Source organism: Photobacterium sp. MCCC 1A19761, from assembly GCF_037389125.1.
Lineage (GTDB): Bacteria > Pseudomonadota > Gammaproteobacteria > Enterobacterales > Vibrionaceae > Photobacterium.
Genome location: NZ_JAZGTF010000006.1, coordinates 123,411 through 140,629, shown reverse-complemented (window position 1 = coordinate 140,629; position 17,219 = coordinate 123,411). Strand labels below are relative to the sequence as shown.

Sequence of the window (17,219 nt, the reverse complement as noted above, 5' to 3'; positions counted from 1 at the left end):
ATACCGCCCAAAATTAACCAGTGACGGTTATTAGGTATATTAGGAGATGCTATATGCCAGAGAGCAACGTTAAGAAATCGCTAGGCATCCTGGCTATTGCTGGGGTTGAGCCTTATCAGGAAAAAGCCGGCGAAGAGTATATGGGTGAAGCTCAGCTAGAGCACTTCCGCAAAATTCTTGAAGCCTGGCGTAACCAACTTCGTGAAGAAGTTGGCCGTACGGTGAACCACATGCAGGATGAAGCCGCAAACTTTCCTGATCCTGTGGATCGCGCTGCACAGGAAGAAGAGTTCAGCCTTGAACTACGTAACCGTGACCGCGAACGCAAACTGATCAAGAAGATTGAAAAGACGCTTCAACGTATTGAGGATGACGACTTTGGCTTCTGTGATTCTTGCGGTGTCGAGATCGGGATCCGTCGCCTGGAAGCGCGCCCGACTGCCGAACTGTGCATCGACTGCAAAACACTGGCTGAAATCAAAGAAAAGCAGATGGCCGGTTAATCCGACCCAGCAATGATCTGCGACAGTAATACCGAAGGGGGAGCGGCAAGCTCCCTCTTTCCTTTTTCTGATGATCGGTTTATGAGCTTAAGCACCCCTTATATCGGCCGCTTTGCCCCGTCGCCATCCGGCCCGCTTCACTTCGGCTCCCTGGTCGCCGCCCTCGGCAGCTACCTGCAAGCCAAATCCCGGCAAGGCCGCTGGCTGGTCCGGATGGAAGATCTTGACCCGCCCCGGGAAATGCCCGGTGCCGCCGACGACATCTTGCGTACTTTAGAGGCCTACGGCTTTGAATGGGATGGCCCGGTAATGTACCAGAGCCAGCGCCACGACGCTTATCAAGCCCAAATCGACGCCTGGTTGCACAGCGGCACCGCCTACTATTGCCGCTGTACCCGCAAGGAAATCAAAGCTGCCGGGGGATTTTACCCGGGAACTTGCCGAACCCGTCACCACAGTGCTGAAAACAGTGCCGTCCGGTTGCGGGTCGATACCCCGATCACCCATTTCCATGATATCCTCCACGGCCGGATTGAAATCCCGCCGGCTCTGGCGCAGGAAGACTTTATTATTCATCGCCGGGACGGGCTCTATGCCTATAACCTCGCCGTGGTGTTGGATGATATCGCCCAAGGCGTCACCGAAGTGGTGCGCGGTGCCGACCTGATCGACCCGACCGGCCGTCAAATCGGACTCTACCGTCAGTTGGGCCAGCCGGAAGTCAGCTACCTTCACTTGCCCCTGGCAGTCAGCGAAAACGGCAATAAATTGTCGAAGCAGAACCATGCACCGGCGATTGACAAGCACAATCCGGCCCCGGCCCTGGTTCAGGCCATGGCATTTTTGGGGATGGCGCCACCTGCCGATCTGGCAGCCAGCAGCCTGGACACAATCCTGCGCTGGGGGTGCCAGAACTGGCACGTTGCAAAACTGCCACAAACTACAGCCATCACGCTGGCATTCTAAAATGTCCGGCCGTGATATATCATATGCGGCTGTCTATAACATCCGAGCCACATAAATGAGGTGTATTATCTTTAATCGAGTAGCCAGCTTTTGCCGTAAGGTATTGAATCGACAAAGCAGTACTCATGCTACCGAGGACTTGACCTTGCAAATTTATCAACGCCAAGAGCACGGTATTTCCCGTAAAGATATCAGCGAAAACGCGCTGAAGGTACTTTATCGTCTCAACAAGGCCGGTTATGACGCTTATCTGGTTGGCGGCGGCGTCCGCGATCTGTTACTGAATCAGACGCCGAAAGATTTCGACATCGCCACCAATGCCACCCCGGAAGAGATCAAAAAACTCTTTCGCAACTGTCGCCTGATCGGCCGGCGTTTCCGCCTGGCACATATTCTGTTTGGCCGCGATGTCATCGAGGTTGCCACCTTCCGTGGCCACCATGCCGAGACCAAGCCATCCGGTAATATCAAACAACAGGTTGCTGCTCAGAGCAACGAAGGCATGCTGCTGCGTGACAATGTCTACGGCACCATCGATGAAGATGCCGAGCGCCGCGACTTTACCATCAACGCCCTGTACTACAACATCAAGGACTTCACGGTCTGCGACTATGCCAACGGGGTGCCGGACCTGGAAGCTCGGATCATCCGCCTGATCGGCGATCCGGAAACCCGCTACCGCGAAGATCCGGTCCGGATGCTGCGTGCCGTGCGCTTTGCCGCCAAACTGGACATGGACATCGAGCCGAACACCGCCGAGCCGATCCAGCGCCTGTCGAGCCTGCTGCAGGATATTCCGCCGGCACGTCTGTTTGAAGAAAGCCTCAAGCTGCTGCAATCGGGCAACGGTCTGGCCACTTATAAACTGCTGCGCGAGTACAACCTGTTCCAGCAACTGTTCCCGATCCTGGCTGAACACTTCACTGAAGATCACAGCAGCCCGGCCGAGAAAATGCTGGAGCATATCCTGGCCGCGACCGATGCCCGCATCGCCGAAGAAAAACGGGTCAACCCGGCCTTTATGTACGCCGCGATGCTGTGGTATCCGATGACCACCCGTGCCGAAGAAATTTCGGTCACCGGCGGCCTGTCCTACTACGACGCCTTTATGGTGGCGGCCAACGATATTCTGGATGAGCAGGTCAAAACCATTGCCATCCCACGCCGCTTTACCACCACCGCGCGGGACATCTGGCAACAGCAGCTGCGCTTTAGCCGTCGCAGCGGCAAGCGCTCCTTTAAAATGCTGGAACATCCGAAATTCCGTGCGGCATATGACTTCCTGGAAATGCGCGGTCAGTTTGAAGGCAAAGACGTTGCCACACTGGCGGCCTGGTGGCGCGATTTCCAGTCAGCGGATCGCACCCAGCGCGGCAATATGGTGCAGCAACTGAACGAGGGCACCGGCCAGCGTCGCCGTCGCCGTCCGCCGCGCCGTAAAAAACCACAAGCGAAATCATCATGATCCGAGCGTATATCGCAATCGGCAGTAACCTGGGCAACCCGGTCGGGCAAGCCCGTGAAGCGATGGCGGCCTTAAGCGCCGCCCCGGGAATTGAGGTGGTCGCCGAGTCGTCGCTGTACAGCAGTACACCGATGGGACCGCAGGACCAGCCGGATTACATCAATGCTGTCGTCGCCGTCGACACTACGCTGACGCCGCTTGAGCTGCTGGATCAAACCCAAGCGATCGAACTGGCCCATGGCCGGGTTCGCAAAGCCGAGCGCTGGGGGCCGCGTACCCTGGATCTCGATATCATCCTGTATGGCGATCTGATTCATGAGTGCGAGCGGCTGACCGTCCCGCACTACGGCATGAAGGTCCGGGAATTTGTCCTGTACCCGCTGGCAGAGATCGCCCCGGATTTAATCCTGCCGGATCAGAGCGTATTGCAAACGCTGCTGACTCAGGTAGACCGCAACAGCCTTGCCATCTGGCACGACTAGCCGTTGCAATAGGGAAAGGGAAAAGTAATGAAGAAAATCACAATCAATGACCTGATGACATGGAAGAAAGAAGGTCGTAAATTTGCATCGGTTACCGCCTATGATGCCAGTTTCGCCCAGCTGTTCGAGCAGCAAGGTGTACCGGTACTGCTGGTCGGTGACTCGCTGGGCATGGTGCTGCAAGGCAAGCCGGATACCCTGCCGGTGCTTGTCGCGGATGTCGCTTACCACACCCGATGTGTGCGTACCGGCAGCCCGAACGCGCTGCTGATGGCAGATATGCCGTTTATGAGTTATAGCACCCCGGAGCAGGCCTGTGACAATGCCGCGGAGCTGATGCGCGCAGGCGCCAACATGGTCAAGCTGGAAGGCGGTGCCTGGCTGGCAGAAACCGTTTCGAAGCTGACCGAGCGCGCGGTGCCGGTCTGTGCTCACCTGGGCCTGACCCCACAGTCGGTCAACATTTTCGGCGGCTATAAAATCCAGGGGCGTGATGCGGACCACGCCGAGCAAATGGTCAAAGATGCTATTGTGCTGCAAAAAGCCGGCGCCCAGATCATTTTGCTGGAGTGTGTCCCGGCCGGCCTGGCCGAACGCATTACCCAGGCGGTGGATGTCCCGGTGATCGGGATTGGTGCGGGCAATGTGACCGATGGTCAAATCCTGGTCATGCACGACATGTTTGGCATTTCAGCCAACTATATGCCGCGTTTCTCCAAAAACTACCTGGCAGAAACCGGCGAGATGCGTGCCGCCGTAACCAAATACCTGGAAGAAGTCGAAGCCGGTGTCTTCCCGGGTCCAGAGCATACCTTTGAGTAAGGAATAACAATGCAAACATTCGCTGAGATTGCCCCGATCCGAGAACAAATCCGGGCCTGGCGCCGTGACGGCCGCCGGATTGCCTTTGTTCCGACCATGGGCAACCTGCATGAAGGCCACCTAACCCTGGTTCGCAAAGCACGCGAGCTGGCAGACGTGGTCGTGGTGAGCATTTTTGTCAACCCAATGCAGTTCGACAAAGCCGACGACCTGAACAACTATCCGCGTACGCTGGATGACGACCTGGCCAAACTCAATACAGAAGGTGTGGAGCTGGTCTTTACCCCGACGCCGGAAATCATGTACCCGCAGGGGCTGGATCGCCAGACCTCCGTCGATGTCCCGGGCCTGTCAACCATGCTTGAGGGTGCCCTGCGCCCGAGCCACTTCCGCGGCGTTTCCACCGTGGTGACCAAACTATTCAACATCGTCCAGCCGGATCTGGCCTGCTTTGGCGAAAAAGACTACCAGCAGCTAGCCCTGATCCGCCAGATGGTGACCGATATGGCGATGGACATCGAAATCATCGGCGTACCGACCGTGCGGGAGATGGACGGCCTGGCAATGAGTTCGCGCAATGGCTATCTCACAGTCGACGAGCGCCAGCGCGCCCCGGTCCTGGCCCGAAGCATGCGCTGGATCAGCAGCCAGATCCGTGGCGGCCGCAATGATTTTGCCGACATCATCGTCGATGCCAACGATCAGCTCCGAGCCGCCGGTCTGCAACCGGATGAAATTTACATCCGCGATGCCGCCACCCTGCAGCCGATCAGCGAGTCCACCCAGCAGGCCGTCATCCTGATGTCAGCCTTCCTCGGCAATGCCCGTCTGATCGACAACCAGGTGGTTGAGCTGGCCCAACCGGCAGCGGCCACGGAAGAGTAAGTCGCACCCGACACATCGCATAAAAAAATCCCGGCTTCTGGCCGGGATTTTTGTTTGGCGTTTTTTGTTTAGCGTTATTTATTTGAAGAACATGGCCGGATTAAGAGCGCAAACCAATCCCGCGTGAAATCAGGTAATGGCAAATCGCATACAAGATGGCGACAAACACCCCCAGTACGCTGAACGAAGTCACAATCCCGACATCAGACACGCCCAGGAAACCGTAACGGAACGCATTGACCATGTAGACAATCGGATTGAGTTTCGACACGCCCTGCCAGAACTCAGGCAGCAAGCTCAGGGAATAGAACACGCCCCCCAGATAAGTCAGTGGGGTCAGGACAAAGGTCGGAATAATACTGATGTCATCAAACGTTTTGGCATACACCGCATTGATCAGCCCGCCTAAAGAAAACACAATGGAAGTCATCAGCACAGTCGCCACGATGACGCCCAGGTGGGCAATCTGTAAATCAACAAACAGCAGCGACACCACCGAGACAATCAGGCCGACCCCCAAACCGCGCAGCACCCCGCCCCCGACATAACCGGCAATAATTACGAAATTCGGCACCGGCGCGACCAGCAGCTCTTCAATATTGTGCTGGAACTTGGCGCTGAAAAATGACGAGGCCACGTTGGAGTACGAGTTGGTGATCACCGACATCATGATCAGCCCCGGCACGATGTACTCCATATAGGTAAACCCGCCCATTTCCCCGATCCGGCTGCCGATCAGGCTACCAAAAATGATGAAATACAGCGTCATAGTGATCGCGGGCGGGACCATGGTCTGGATCCAGATCCGGGCAAACCGGTTTACTTCTTTGGTGATCAGGCTCTTAAACGCCACCCAGTACTGGTATCTCATGGCTGCTCCTTCTTCTCTGCGGCCACCAGGCTGACAAATAATTCCTCCAGGCGGTTGGCTTTGTTGCGCATCGACAACACCTCAACCCCCTGCGCACTCAACTGGCTGAACACCGTATTCAGTCCGGTGCCTTTCGGCACATCAATCTCCAGGGTATGGTTATCCGGCAGTTTCCACTGCACGCCGTCCAGCGACGGCATGTTGCCGTTGAGCTTGATATCCAGAATAAAGGTCTCTACCTCCAGCTTGCTCAATAACGCTTTCATGCTGGTATGCTCAATCAGTACCCCATGGTTGATGATCCCGATATTGCGGCACAGCATCTCCGCTTCTTCCAGGTAATGAGTGGTCAGGATAATGGTGATCCCCTGGCGGTTGATCTCGCGCAGGAACACCCACATCGAACGGCGTAGCTCAATATCAACCCCGGCCGTCGGCTCATCAAGGATCAGCAGCTTCGGCTCGTGCATCAGGGCACGGGCGATCATCAGACGGCGCTTCATCCCACCCGACAGGTTCCGAGCCCGCTCATGACGTTTCTCCCACAAGTTCAGTTGCTTGAGGTACTTTTCCGCCCGCTCGCGGGCCAGGGCTTTCTCCACCCCGTAGTAACCGGCCTGATTCACCACAATCTGTTCGACCGTCTCGAACTGGTTGAAATTAAATTCCTGCGGCACCAACCCCAATTGGTTTTTCGCCTCAACCACCTGGCTGTCGAGGTCGTAGCCAAACACTTTCACCGAGCCGGATGTCTTGTTAACTAACGAGCTGATAATCCCAATGGTGGTCGACTTACCGGCACCATTGGGACCGAGCAAAGCGAAAAAGTCACCTTCCTCAACGTTAAGTGTCATATTTTTCAATGCCTTAACGCCACCCTTGTAAGTTTTACTTACATTTTTTATTTCCAGTGCGTTCATAAAATACGATCTTTGTGTTAGAAATTTTCTACAGGCGAGCAACTAATCCGATTTGCTTACTGACTCGCTTGTGTATAGTAAAGCCGATTTACATAATATTTTGCGATCCTGCACCTTGTGCTTCGCGAAAACGCACAGAGCGAGATCGCTTGTTGCAACCGTCGTGAGGCGTTATGTAAGTGGGTGATTCCTATCGGGATAACGACTGTATCAAACTAAGGCACCAACATGGCAGATATTAAGCAGCTCTTTGCAAATAATCTTTCCTGGTCAGAAAACATTAAGGAAGAAAAGCCTGAGTTTTTCTCCCATCTGGCCAAATCCCAACATCCGGGATACCTGTGGATCGGCTGTGCCGACAGCCGGGTGCCGGCAGAGCGACTGACCGGCCTGGACTCCGGCGAGCTATTCGTCCACCGTAACGTTGCCAACCAGGTTATTCATACCGACCTCAACTGCCTCTCCGTCGTCCAATACGCCGTGGACGTGCTCAAGGTCCGCCACGTCATCGTCTGCGGCCACTATGGCTGTGGCGGGGTTGCCGCTTCGATTGACAACCCGCAGCTGGGCCTGATCAACAACTGGCTGCTGCACATTCGCGATCTATACCTGAAACACCGCAGCGAGCTGGAAGCCCTGCCGCGCGAGCAGTGGAGCGACAAGCTGTGCGAAATCAACGTTGCCTCCCAAGTCTACAACTTGGGTAACTCGACCATCATGCAGCAAGCCTGGGAGCGGGGTCAGCAAATCAAGATCCACGGCTGGGTGTACGGGATTGAAGACGGTATTCTGCGTGATCTGGGCGTTTCCGCCACCAGCCGCGAAGGCCTGGAAGAGGCTTACGCCAACGCGATGGCCAAGATTCTGCCGGGTGCCAAAGTCTGAGTGACCAAGCCAGCCCCAACATGAAAAAAGCGACCGCAAGGTCGCTTTTTTGTCTCCGGAGGTCCGATTAACCTTCCAGCGGAATCACTTTGCCGATGTAAGGCAGGTGACGGTATTTCTGTGCATAGTCGATCCCCACGCCAACGACGAACTCATCCGGGATCGTAAAACCAACCCACGCCACGTCGACGGGTACTTCACGACGCTCTGGCTTATCCAGCAGCGTACAGATACGGATCGACTTCGGCTCACGCAGCGTCAGAATTTCGCGCACCTTGTTCAGGGTATTCCCGGTGTCAATAATATCTTCCACCAGCAGTACGTCTTTACCTTTGATGTCATCATCCAGATCTTTCAGGATCCGGACATCGCGGTTACTTTCCATGGTATTGCCGTAGCTTGAGGCGGTCATGAAGTCGACTTCATGCGTCAGATGAATGGCACGCGCCAGATCAGCCATAAATACGAACGAACCACGTAGCAAACCTACCATTACCAGATTTTCTGAATCCTTGTAATGTTCTGTAATTTGTTGCCCCAGCTCTTGAATACGCGCCTGAACATCCTGCTCAGAAATCATCACTTCAACGGTATGTTTCATTTTTTTCTCCATCAGGACAGCGACAACGGCCGCCTGTCGGCTAACTTTTCTCAACGGATCTCTATTCTAACATCCCTCACACACAATAGTTATTTTTCAAAGTTGTCAATTATATGATACAGTTTGTATAAAACCAGTTTGATTGCAACCACGCGCTGCTGTAAAGTTATCATTTAAAACAACTATATAACTTCACGCACCATGATCATGGCTAGGGAATAAGCGAAATGGATACGATCGTCAAAAAAACCAGAACTCGTCTGTCACCCGAAAAAAGAAAGCAGCAACTGCTGGATTTTTCATTAGAAGTGTTCGCCCGACGCGGTATCGGCCGGGCCGGCCACGCAGACATCGCCGAAATGGCCAATGTCTCTGTCGCAACGGTGTTTAACTACTTTCCGACCCGGGAAGCGCTGGTCGAGCAAGTACTGAGCCAGGTAGAAAACCGTTTCAATCAAGTCCTGACCGACTGCCTGGGCGCAGACAACCGGCCGCTCTATGCGCGCCTGACCTGCTTCACGGATAACCTGATTGATGCCGTCATCGAGCAGCAGGACTGGCTGAAAGTCTGGTATGAATGGAGCACCTCGGTGCGCGATGAAATCTGGCCGCAGTTTGTCAGCAGCAATAAAGCCAATCACGAGCGAATCGTCGAAATGTTTGCCCAGGGCATCAACAATCAGGAAGTTGAAAACCCACGCAACGCCGAAGAGCTGACCTGGCAACTGCATGGCATCTGCTATGTGCTGTACCTGCAGAGCAACATCAGTCCGGATCCGGAGGCGATGCGCCAGCAAGCCGATTCACACATCGCAGCGCTGCTCGGGAAATAATCTCCCCCCCGGTATCGTCACTTCCCCACGGGCGAACCGTGCAAGATCAAACAGGCCAGCATGATGCTGGCCTGATTTATTCTGATGCGCCGGATATTATACCAATCACAGTAAGTCAGTGATCAGAAATAGCGTCGGAAAAATGCTTGATAACAAGCATAATTTTTCGATAAGCAGTTATTCTACAATCAAAAATTCTAACGCAGTTATCGAGCGTTTTAACAAGCTAGAATGACCCCTTATTGACTACGATTGGTATTAACTAGCCGCCGCAAACACCACCGGCTCATGCGGCTCTACAGCCACATCCACCCGCTGACCGGTCTGCAGGATCAAATTGGAATTCACCACCAGGTTGTAACCCTGGAAGTCCACAGTATAGCGGCAGCTGTCTCCCATAAACAGCTGCTCGGTGATCACCCCTTCCCCGTTTTCAGCCGGCGCAACCTTGAGGTTCTGAGGCCGGATCAACCACTCAACGCTGGTTTTTGCCGCAGCCGGCTGTTTCGAAGGCAGGTTCATGGTACCGAACGGCGTCATCAGATGGTTGTGCTGCAGCGTCGCGGGCAGGTAAGAGCCCGAGCCCAAAAATTCAGCGACAAAACGGCTGCTCGGTCGGTAATAAAGCTCGGTCGCCGTCCCAAATTGCTCGATCACCCCCTGATTCATCACCGCCATCCGATCAGCAAACGCAAACGCTTCTTCCCGGCTGTGAGTCACGAAGATCGCCGTCACGCCCTGGGCCTTGAAAATACGCCGGATCTCCTTGATCAGGCCGTGACGGACCTGGGTATCAATGTTGGAAAACGGCTCATCGAGCAAAATCAGATCCGGCTCGCTGGCCAGCGCCCGGGCAATCGCCACCCGTTGCTGCTGCCCGCCCGACAGCTGGTGCGGATAACGGCCGCCCAGACCATCCAGGTGCACCAGCGTCAGCATTTCCTGCACTTTGCCGGCGACTCGCGACTTCTCCCAACCTTGCAACCCAAACGCGATATTTTCCGCCACAGTCAAATGCGGGAACAGCGCGTAGTCCTGGAAAATCATCCCGATATTGCGCTTTTCCGGCGGCAGCCAGGTATGCTGATCGGCAATGGTCCGGCCGTGGATATGGATCTCCCCCTGTTCCAGCGGAAGCAACCCGGCAATGGCTTTGAGCAAAGTGGTTTTACCGCAACCACTGGCGCCCAGCAGACACACAATTTCATTGTCTTCCACCGGCAGCGAGAGATTCTGCAGCACCGGCTGTCCCTGATAGCAGCAAGTGAGGTTGCGAACGGATAATGCATGGCTCATCAGTGTTTCTTCTCCAAAGATCGGTTCACCATCACCAGTGGGATCAAGCCGACCATCACCAGTAAGATCGCTGGCAAGGCGGCCAGCTCCAGCTGCTCATCGGAAGCAAAGTTAAAGACATAGGTTGCCAGGGTTTCGAAGTTAAACGGCCGAAGCAGCAAAGCGGCGTTGAGCTCTTTCATCGACTCGATAAACACCAGCAGACCGGCAATCAGGCATCCGCGTCGGATCAGCGGCAAGTGCACCCGCCGCAACATCCGGGTGGATGCATAACCCATAGTTTTGGCAGCCATATCCAGCGACGGCGAGACCTTGGTCAAGCTGCTTTCAATACTGCCGATCGCCACCGCCGCAAACCGGACTACAAACGCAAAAATAATCGCCACCATAGTCCCGGAAAAGACCAGGCCAGGACGGGACAGTCCCAAGTGGTTCGCGATATCATTGATCAGGTGATCGGCCTGGGTCAGCGGGATCATCACCCCGATCGCCAGTACCGTACCCGGCACGGCGTAGCCCAGCGAAGAGATCCGGATCGGCACCAGCGTCATTCGTCGCCCGTCCAGACGACGATAGAAATTCACAATCAGCGCCAGCAACACCGCCAGCACCGCTGCTACCAGCGACACCTGCAGGCTGTTGAGACTGTACTCCCGGAACTCCGGCGTCCAGCTGTCCGCAAAATAATGCCAGGCATAATACCCCAACTGGATCAGCGGCAAGGCAAACGCTCCCGCGACCAGCCCCCAGCACCAGCACATGGCCAGCCACTTGCGGGGACCGCGCAACACATAACGTACATCGTCGCCATGCTCCATCTCCTGCTGGAACAGTTTCTGTTTCCGGCGGCTGAACCGCTCGGCACTGATCAGCAAAAAGATCACCATCAGCATGATGGCCGAGATCTTGGCGGCCGCATTCAGGTTCGAATAGCCCAGCCAGGTATCATAAACCGCCGTGGTCAGGGTGTTGACGGCAAAATAGCTGACGGTGCCGAAGTCGCCCAGGGTTTCCATGGCAACCAGCGACAAACCCACCGCGATGGAAGGACGCGCCAGCGGCAATGACACCCGACGGAAACTCTCCCAGGGCGTACATCGCAACAAGCGGGCCGACTGCAGCAGGCTGGTACTTTGCTCCAAAAAGGCAGCCCGGGCCAGCAGATAGACGTAAGGATAGAGCACCAGCGCCAGCACCATGCTGGCCCCGCCCAGCGAGCGAATATCCGGGAACCAGTAGTCATGAACGCTTTGCCAGCCAAAGCTGTCGCGAAGGAAAATCTGGATCGGACCGGCATAGTCAAACCAGTCGGTGTAGATATAGCCGATAATATAGCCCGGCATCGCCAGCGGCAGCACCAGCGCCCACTGCAGGATTTTCTCGCCCGGCAGCCGGCACATTGCCATGACCCAGGCCGCCGGCAAACCAAAGATCAGGGCCAGTACCATCGTGGAGACGACAAGCCAGAAGGTGTTGGCAGTGTAAGTTGCCATCACCGTGCCCATCAGGTGGGAAAACACTTCATCGCTTTCCCCGGCAGCTGTGTAGAAGATGGCGACGATCGGCAAAACCAGCAGCAGGGACAGTCCCCAGCCACTGGTTTGCCAGCACAAAAATTTCTCTTTCATTGCGGACTAAATACCTTTTGCAATCACGTTATGGTGCCCGGACAACCGCTGGCGACGTCCAATTCGCATCCCCGCCGTCAAAAAGAGGATGAAAGTACCATAAGTTATTGGAAAAGATACCAAGCCTCAAACAAAAATGGGGCAATACGCCCCATTTTAAGCCAACTTACAGGTCGAACTTCACTTCATCCAGTAGTTTGATCGCTGCACTGTGGTAATCCGCAACTTTTTCCAGGGAGACCTGGTCCGCACGGAAATCACCCCAGGAGGCAACCAGTTCAGAGCGCTCAACCCCAGGTTTCACCGGGTACTCAAAGTTCACTTCAGCATACATGTGCTGCGCGGTATCATCCGTCAGAAACTCCATCAGCTTCTGCGCATTGGCTTTGTTCGGGGCATATTTAGCCATGGCCATGCCGCTGACGTTCACGTGCGTACCGTTGGCTTTCTGGCCCGGGAAGTTGATGTAAACCGCTTCAGCCCAAGACTTTTGCTGCTCGTCGTTGACCATCTTGCCCAGGTAGTAGCTGTTGCCGATGGCCAGATCACACAGGCCTTCCTTCACCGCTTTCACCTGCGCACGGTCGTTGCCTTGCGGTTTACGCGCCAGGTTTGCTTTCACGCCTTCCAGCCACTGCTTCGCTTCGGCTTCACCGTGGTTAGCAATCATGGCAGAGACCAGCGAGATGTTGTACGGGTGCTTCCCAGAACGCGTACAGATCTTGCCTTTCCACTCCGGCTTCGCCAGATCCATGTAGTCGAAATCGGCTGGCAGACGGCCCACGCGATCACGGGATGAATAGACGCTTCGCGTCCGCAGGGTCAGTGCAAACCACTCATCGTCAGAGTCACGGTATTGCGCCGGCACATTCTTATCAATGATGTCGCTATCCACGGCCTGAACCAGTTTCTTGTCAGACAGTTCCACCAGACGGCTGATATCTGTGGTCAGCATCACGTCAGCCGGGCTGTATTCGCCTTCGCGCTGCAGCGCTTCTGCCAAACCGTTTTTGGCAAACTTCACGTTGACCTTAATCCCGGTTTCTTTGGTGAACTCTGCAAACATCGGTTCAACCAGGAACGGTTGGCGGTAGGAGTAGACGTTGACTTCTTCAGCTGCCATAGCAGCTTGTGGTGCAGCCAATCCCAGTAACATTGCTGATGCCAACAGCTTTTTCATTTATTCATCCCTCTTGGTGTAAAATCTAATGATAAGTTTTATCAATAGCAATTGATTATACTTTAGCACCGGTGAGAAACAATGCGCTGCAACAATTGAACATAAAAAAAAGCCGCGACATCGCGCGGCTTTTTTTTGATTTGTGATCTGAAGATATGGAACCGGTTTGATTTCAAATTCAACCTGTCAATCGTGGTCCGGCCTCTTCAGTTGCCATCAGGACCAAGCTCTTATTTAACGCTGACGAATTCAGGGTAGGCATCAATGCCACAATCGTGTAAGTCCATGCCGGCCATCTCTTCTTCTTCAGAGACCCGGATCCCGACCGTGGCTTTGAGAATCCCCCAGACCGCCAGGCTCATACCGAAGACCCAACCGAAGATCACCACCGCACCGAGCAGCTGCGCACCGAAGGTCGCATCGGCATTATTCAGCGGTACAACCATCAGGCCAAAGAAGCCGCACACACCATGCACCGAAATCGCCCCCACCGGATCGTCAATTTTCACTTTATCCAGACCGATGATGCTAAAGACCACCAGCGCCCCCGCAACCACACCAATCACCACCGCGGACAGCGGTGACGGTGACAGCGGATCAGCCGTAATCGCCACCAGACCGGCCAACGCGCCGTTCAGCACCATGGTCAGGTCAGCCTTGCCCCATGTTGTTTTACACACGGCCAGGGCTGCAATCGCACCCGCTGCGGCCGCTGCGTTGGTGTTGAGGAAGATCTGGCCCACGGCAGTGGCGTTTTCAAAGTCAGAGACCATCAGTTGCGAGCCGCCGTTGAAACCGAACCAGCCGAACCACAGGATAAAGGTCCCCAGGGTTGCCAGCGGCATGTTCGAGCCCGGGATCGGATGGATCTCGCCGTTTTTGCCATATTTCCCTTTTCGGGCGCCCAGCAGCAGAACCCCGGACAGCGCCGCCGCCGCACCGGCCATGTGCACAATCCCAGAGCCGGCAAAGTCGCTAAAGCCTGCTTCAGACAGGAAGCCGCCGCCCCAGGTCCAGTAGCCTTCAATCGGATAGATAAACGCGGTCAAAATGACAGAGAAAATAAGAAACGACCACAGTTTCATCCGCTCAGCCACGGCACCGGAAACCACGGACATCGCCGTGGCCACAAAGACCACCTGGAAGAAGAAATCCGATTCCAGCGAGTGATCCGCGCCGTCGGCCTGGCTGCCGATCAGGGTACCGAACGAAGGCAGCCAGCCGCCTTCCCCGTTATCCACATACATAATGTTGTAACCAACAATCAGGTACATGGTGCAGGCAATCGCGTACAGACAAAAGTTTTTAGTCAGGATCTCGGTGGTATTTTTCGAGCGGACCAGCCCGGCTTCCAGCATGGCAAACCCGGCTGCCATCCACATCACCAGTGCCCCTGACATCAGGAAAAAGAATGTGTCGAGCGCGTAGCGCAGCTCTGTTACGGTTGTCGTTAGTTCCATGGTCATTATCCCCTTCTCACTCGATACTTATAATGCTTCCAGATCGGTCTCGCCGGTACGGATCCGTACGGCATGATCGAGGTCGTAAACAAAAATCTTACCGTCACCAATCTTGCCGGTTTGCGCCGCTTTGGTAATGGCTTCAATAATGGCATCCAGGTTTTCGGCCTGGGTGGCGATTTCCAGTTTGACCTTCGGCAGGAAATCGACTTGGTATTCCGCACCCCGATACAGCTCGGTGTGCCCTTTCTGGCGTCCAAATCCCTTGACCTCAGACACGGTCATCCCCTCAACACCGACATCCGCCAACGCCTCGCGCACGTCGTCCAATTTGAAGGGTTTGATAATTGCGTTAATTATTTTCATTGCCTGCTCCTTAACCTGTATACGCCATTCCTCTCACACAGGTTAATTAACAAGCTTTGTGCCAGTTTTTTATTTCCTTTTTTATCAGCAACTTATTAAGACAGCACTCAAGAACAAAAAAAAGGCTGCACCAACAAGGTGCAGCCCTTTCACTGAAAAGAAGCAATTGATTACCCTGGGGAATAGCCTGATTAAAAACGGATCACAAAGGCACGCCAGGCTTGCAGCATTTGTTCAAAATCCTCAAAGCCACACAGCGCCATGCATTCTTCATCGTAAAAATGCATGTCGTCATCCAGCTCTGTGTCATCTTCAGAAAACAGATAGTTAGCCTGAACCAGCGCTTCATTGTCCTGAAGGCTCAGGGTCAGTTCCTCCCCGACCTGCCGCCACTCCCGGGAGCTGTTTTTCAATGCACCAATCTGGGACAGGATGTGTTCGACCTTCTCCAAATCCCGGCCGACTTCTTCGATCAGCCAGCGCCCCAGCGCTTCGTGTCCCATGGAGAAGATGGCGTGGTAGGTGCCGTCCAGGGTGTTTTTCTTAAATTCGTAATCCATCGCTCTCTCCGAGAATCGCGTTTGCCGCCCGGCCCGGTTCCGTCCTCAGCTACAGGCTTGATACAATGAGAAATAACCCGAACACAGCATGCGCCTCACAGGCGATGCGGGTCATGCCAAACTGAGGTCATCGATGGTCCGTTTTTTCATGAGGAAAAATCGCCACATCGTTTTTCAGGTTGGTCCAGAGACCGCACATTGTCAGGATCTGGCGCCAAAATGCAACTCACGATGCAAACGCCGACAATTCACCCATGTAAGCCGCTCAGGAAAGGATAGAGAACATGAAAATCGTCATCGCGCCGGACTCGTATAAAGAAAGCCTGACAGCCATGGAAGTGGCCACCGCCATTGAAGCTGGGTTTCGTCAGGTGCTGCCGGATGCCGACTACCGGAAACTCCCGATGGCGGACGGCGGTGAAGGAACCGTGCAGGCGCTGATTGATGCCACCGGCGGGACCCGGATTGAAACCACGGTCACCGGCCCGCTCGGCACACCGGTGCCGGGATTCTTCGGCCTGCTGGGAGACGGCAGCACCGCGGTGATCGAGATGGCCGCAGCATCCGGCCTGCATCTGGTGCCCCCCGCGCAGCGAAACCCGCTGCTGACCACCTCCTACGGGACCGGCGAGCTGATCAAAGCGGCTCTGGAGCTGGGCGTCGGTAAAATCCTGCTCGGCATTGGCGGCAGCGCCACCAATGACGGTGGCATCGGTATGGCCCAGGCCCTGGGGATCCGTCTGCTTGATCGGGACGGTCAGGACCTCGGCGCCGGTGGTGCGGCCCTGGGCCGACTCGCCACCATCGATCCGGGCCCGCTCGACCCGCGCCTTGCCGCCGTCACTCTGGAAGTCGCCTGCGATGTCGACAATCCGCTGTGCGGACCAACAGGCGCCTCAGCCGTGTTCGGTCCACAAAAAGGCGCGACACCGGCCATGGTGACACAGCTCGATGCCAACCTGACGCACTATGCAGCGATCATCCATTCGCAGCTTGGACGAGACGTGAAAGATATCCCGGGCGCCGGCGCCGCCGGTGGGCTGGGTGCGGCGCTGCTGGGATTGCTGGACGCCAGCCTGCGGCCGGGCATTGAGATCGTGACCGAAGCTGCCGGGCTGGCAGACGCCGTCCGGGATGCCGACTGGGTGATCACCGGCGAAGGCCGGATCGACAGCCAGAGCATTCACGGCAAAACGCCGGTCGGGGTGGCCCGCATTGCCAAACAGTTCCAGCGGCCGGTGATTGCGATCGCCGGCAGCCTTGCGCCGGACGCCCACATGGTCCATCAGCACGGTATTGATGCCGTCTTCAGTGTGGTGCCGGGCGCCATGCCACTCGAACAGGCTTTGGCCGAAGCCGCATCCAACGTCGAAGCCACCGCACGCAATATCGCCGCGCTGATCCAGTTGCAACACGGCCGCTGACCGACATCGTCGGCGGACGAGGACAAGAAACACGGCCATAAAACAAACGGTTATAAAAAAGGGGAAGCCATC

18 protein-coding genes are annotated in these 17,219 nt (G+C 55.4%); 9 read left to right on the top strand and 9 right to left on the bottom strand.

Annotated elements, in window-relative coordinates:
- Positions 1 to 53: 53 nt before the first annotated feature.
- From dksA to panC, 6 genes are all read left to right on the top strand, one after another.
- Positions 54 to 503, top strand: coding sequence for an RNA polymerase-binding protein DksA (gene dksA, locus VV869_RS08420; protein WP_261601705.1), 450 nt, complete (start codon positions 54 to 56; stop codon positions 501 to 503).
- An 81-nt stretch (positions 504 to 584) separates the two neighbouring features.
- Positions 585 to 1,469: a tRNA glutamyl-Q(34) synthetase GluQRS gene (gluQRS, locus tag VV869_RS08415; protein WP_337734531.1), complete on the top strand. Its 885-nt coding sequence runs from the start codon at positions 585 to 587 to the stop codon at positions 1,467 to 1,469.
- A gap of 55 nt (positions 1,470 to 1,524) precedes the next feature.
- Positions 1,525 to 2,934 (top strand): polynucleotide adenylyltransferase PcnB, encoded by a 1,410-nt coding sequence (gene pcnB, locus VV869_RS08410; protein WP_337734530.1) that lies wholly within the window; start codon positions 1,525 to 1,527, stop codon positions 2,932 to 2,934.
- Entirely contained in the window at positions 2,931 to 3,416 is a 486-nt protein-coding gene (gene folK / locus VV869_RS08405) for a 2-amino-4-hydroxy-6-hydroxymethyldihydropteridine diphosphokinase (protein ID WP_337734529.1), read from the top strand. Before pcnB ends, folK begins: the two co-directional genes overlap by 4 nt.
- 27 nt (positions 3,417 to 3,443) lie before the next feature.
- Positions 3,444 to 4,238 carry a 3-methyl-2-oxobutanoate hydroxymethyltransferase gene (gene panB, locus VV869_RS08400; protein WP_337734528.1) on the top strand — a complete coding sequence of 265 codons (795 nt, stop codon included), beginning with the start codon at positions 3,444 to 3,446 and terminating at the stop codon, positions 4,236 to 4,238.
- A gap of 9 nt (positions 4,239 to 4,247) precedes the next feature.
- Positions 4,248 to 5,123: a pantoate--beta-alanine ligase gene (panC, locus tag VV869_RS08395; RefSeq protein ID WP_337734527.1), complete on the top strand. Its 876-nt coding sequence runs from the start codon at positions 4,248 to 4,250 to the stop codon at positions 5,121 to 5,123.
- A 100-nt stretch (positions 5,124 to 5,223) separates the two neighbouring features.
- On the opposite strand, the gene VV869_RS08390 is transcribed toward panC, so the two are convergent.
- Complete coding sequence (locus VV869_RS08390) at positions 5,224 to 5,994, bottom strand: ABC transporter permease (protein WP_337734526.1); 771 nt, start codon at positions 5,992 to 5,994, stop codon at positions 5,224 to 5,226.
- On the bottom strand, positions 5,991 to 6,914 hold the full coding sequence (locus VV869_RS08385; protein ID WP_337734525.1) for an ABC transporter ATP-binding protein: 924 nt from the start codon (positions 6,912 to 6,914) through the stop codon (positions 5,991 to 5,993). The genes VV869_RS08390 and VV869_RS08385 overlap by 4 nt, the downstream gene beginning before the upstream one ends.
- Before the next feature lie 228 nt (positions 6,915 to 7,142).
- Here VV869_RS08385 and can point away from each other — a divergent pair, with 228 nt between their 5' ends.
- Entirely contained in the window at positions 7,143 to 7,799 is a 657-nt protein-coding gene (gene can / locus VV869_RS08380) for a carbonate dehydratase (protein WP_337734524.1), read from the top strand.
- Positions 7,800 to 7,866: 67 nt separating this feature from the next.
- On the opposite strand, the gene hpt is transcribed toward can, so the two are convergent.
- Complete coding sequence (hpt, locus tag VV869_RS08375) at positions 7,867 to 8,412, bottom strand: hypoxanthine phosphoribosyltransferase (RefSeq protein ID WP_337734644.1); 546 nt, start codon at positions 8,410 to 8,412, stop codon at positions 7,867 to 7,869.
- A 215-nt stretch (positions 8,413 to 8,627) separates the two neighbouring features.
- Here hpt and VV869_RS08370 point away from each other — a divergent pair, with 215 nt between their 5' ends.
- Positions 8,628 to 9,233: a TetR/AcrR family transcriptional regulator gene (locus tag VV869_RS08370; RefSeq protein ID WP_337734523.1), complete on the top strand. Its 606-nt coding sequence runs from the start codon at positions 8,628 to 8,630 to the stop codon at positions 9,231 to 9,233.
- Positions 9,234 to 9,491: 258 nt separating this feature from the next.
- Here the strand turns inward: VV869_RS08370 and VV869_RS08365 are convergent, their stop codons facing one another.
- The 6 genes from VV869_RS08365 to VV869_RS08340 all read right to left on the bottom strand — a co-directional run bounded on the left by VV869_RS08365 (position 9,492) and on the right by VV869_RS08340 (position 15,723).
- Positions 9,492 to 10,529 carry an ABC transporter ATP-binding protein gene (locus VV869_RS08365; protein WP_337734522.1) on the bottom strand — a complete coding sequence of 346 codons (1,038 nt, stop codon included), beginning with the start codon at positions 10,527 to 10,529 and terminating at the stop codon, positions 9,492 to 9,494.
- Complete coding sequence (locus VV869_RS08360) at positions 10,529 to 12,157, bottom strand: ABC transporter permease (protein ID WP_337734521.1); 1,629 nt, start codon at positions 12,155 to 12,157, stop codon at positions 10,529 to 10,531. The genes VV869_RS08365 and VV869_RS08360 overlap by 1 nt, the downstream gene beginning before the upstream one ends.
- Before the next feature lie 166 nt (positions 12,158 to 12,323).
- Positions 12,324 to 13,337: a Fe(3+) ABC transporter substrate-binding protein gene (locus VV869_RS08355; RefSeq protein WP_337734520.1), complete on the bottom strand. Its 1,014-nt coding sequence runs from the start codon at positions 13,335 to 13,337 to the stop codon at positions 12,324 to 12,326.
- 230 nt (positions 13,338 to 13,567) lie between these two features.
- Entirely contained in the window at positions 13,568 to 14,797 is a 1,230-nt protein-coding gene (locus tag VV869_RS08350; protein ID WP_337734519.1) for an ammonium transporter, read from the bottom strand.
- A 27-nt stretch (positions 14,798 to 14,824) separates the two neighbouring features.
- Entirely contained in the window at positions 14,825 to 15,163 is a 339-nt protein-coding gene (locus VV869_RS08345) for a P-II family nitrogen regulator (protein WP_261601690.1), read from the bottom strand.
- A gap of 191 nt (positions 15,164 to 15,354) precedes the next feature.
- The gene (locus tag VV869_RS08340; RefSeq protein WP_337734518.1) at positions 15,355 to 15,723 is read right to left on the bottom strand and encodes a YacL family protein; all 369 of its coding nucleotides are present in this window, start codon (positions 15,721 to 15,723) and stop codon (positions 15,355 to 15,357) included.
- Positions 15,724 to 16,007: 284 nt separating this feature from the next.
- Between VV869_RS08340 and VV869_RS08335 the strand changes: the two genes are divergently transcribed.
- Positions 16,008 to 17,147, top strand: coding sequence for a glycerate kinase (locus VV869_RS08335; protein ID WP_337734517.1), 1,140 nt, complete (start codon positions 16,008 to 16,010; stop codon positions 17,145 to 17,147).
- The last annotated feature ends 72 nt before the right edge of the window (positions 17,148 to 17,219 follow it).

Excerpts from the sequence above, each read along its gene's own strand:
- dksA (WP_261601705.1), top strand. The coding sequence starts at position 54 with ATGCCAGAGAGCAACGTTAAGAAATCGCTAGGCATCCTGGCTATTGCT.
- gluQRS (WP_337734531.1), top strand. The coding sequence starts at position 585 with ATGAGCTTAAGCACCCCTTATATCGGCCGCTTTGCCCCGTCGCCATCC.
- pcnB (WP_337734530.1), top strand. The coding sequence starts at position 1,525 with ATGAGGTGTATTATCTTTAATCGAGTAGCCAGCTTTTGCCGTAAGGTA.
- folK (WP_337734529.1), top strand. The coding sequence starts at position 2,931 with ATGATCCGAGCGTATATCGCAATCGGCAGTAACCTGGGCAACCCGGTC.
- panB (WP_337734528.1), top strand. The coding sequence starts at position 3,444 with ATGAAGAAAATCACAATCAATGACCTGATGACATGGAAGAAAGAAGGT.
- panC (WP_337734527.1), top strand. The coding sequence starts at position 4,248 with ATGCAAACATTCGCTGAGATTGCCCCGATCCGAGAACAAATCCGGGCC.
- VV869_RS08390 (WP_337734526.1), bottom strand. The coding sequence starts at position 5,994 with ATGAGATACCAGTACTGGGTGGCGTTTAAGAGCCTGATCACCAAAGAA.
- VV869_RS08385 (WP_337734525.1), bottom strand. The coding sequence starts at position 6,914 with ATGAACGCACTGGAAATAAAAAATGTAAGTAAAACTTACAAGGGTGGC.
- can (WP_337734524.1), top strand. The coding sequence starts at position 7,143 with ATGGCAGATATTAAGCAGCTCTTTGCAAATAATCTTTCCTGGTCAGAA.
- hpt (WP_337734644.1), bottom strand. The coding sequence starts at position 8,412 with ATGGAGAAAAAAATGAAACATACCGTTGAAGTGATGATTTCTGAGCAG.
- VV869_RS08370 (WP_337734523.1), top strand. The coding sequence starts at position 8,628 with ATGGATACGATCGTCAAAAAAACCAGAACTCGTCTGTCACCCGAAAAA.
- VV869_RS08365 (WP_337734522.1), bottom strand. The coding sequence starts at position 10,529 with ATGAGCCATGCATTATCCGTTCGCAACCTCACTTGCTGCTATCAGGGA.
- VV869_RS08360 (WP_337734521.1), bottom strand. The coding sequence starts at position 12,157 with ATGAAAGAGAAATTTTTGTGCTGGCAAACCAGTGGCTGGGGACTGTCC.
- VV869_RS08355 (WP_337734520.1), bottom strand. The coding sequence starts at position 13,337 with ATGAAAAAGCTGTTGGCATCAGCAATGTTACTGGGATTGGCTGCACCA.
- VV869_RS08350 (WP_337734519.1), bottom strand. The coding sequence starts at position 14,797 with ATGGAACTAACGACAACCGTAACAGAGCTGCGCTACGCGCTCGACACA.
- VV869_RS08345 (WP_261601690.1), bottom strand. The coding sequence starts at position 15,163 with ATGAAAATAATTAACGCAATTATCAAACCCTTCAAATTGGACGACGTG.
- VV869_RS08340 (WP_337734518.1), bottom strand. The coding sequence starts at position 15,723 with ATGGATTACGAATTTAAGAAAAACACCCTGGACGGCACCTACCACGCC.
- VV869_RS08335 (WP_337734517.1), top strand. The coding sequence starts at position 16,008 with ATGAAAATCGTCATCGCGCCGGACTCGTATAAAGAAAGCCTGACAGCC.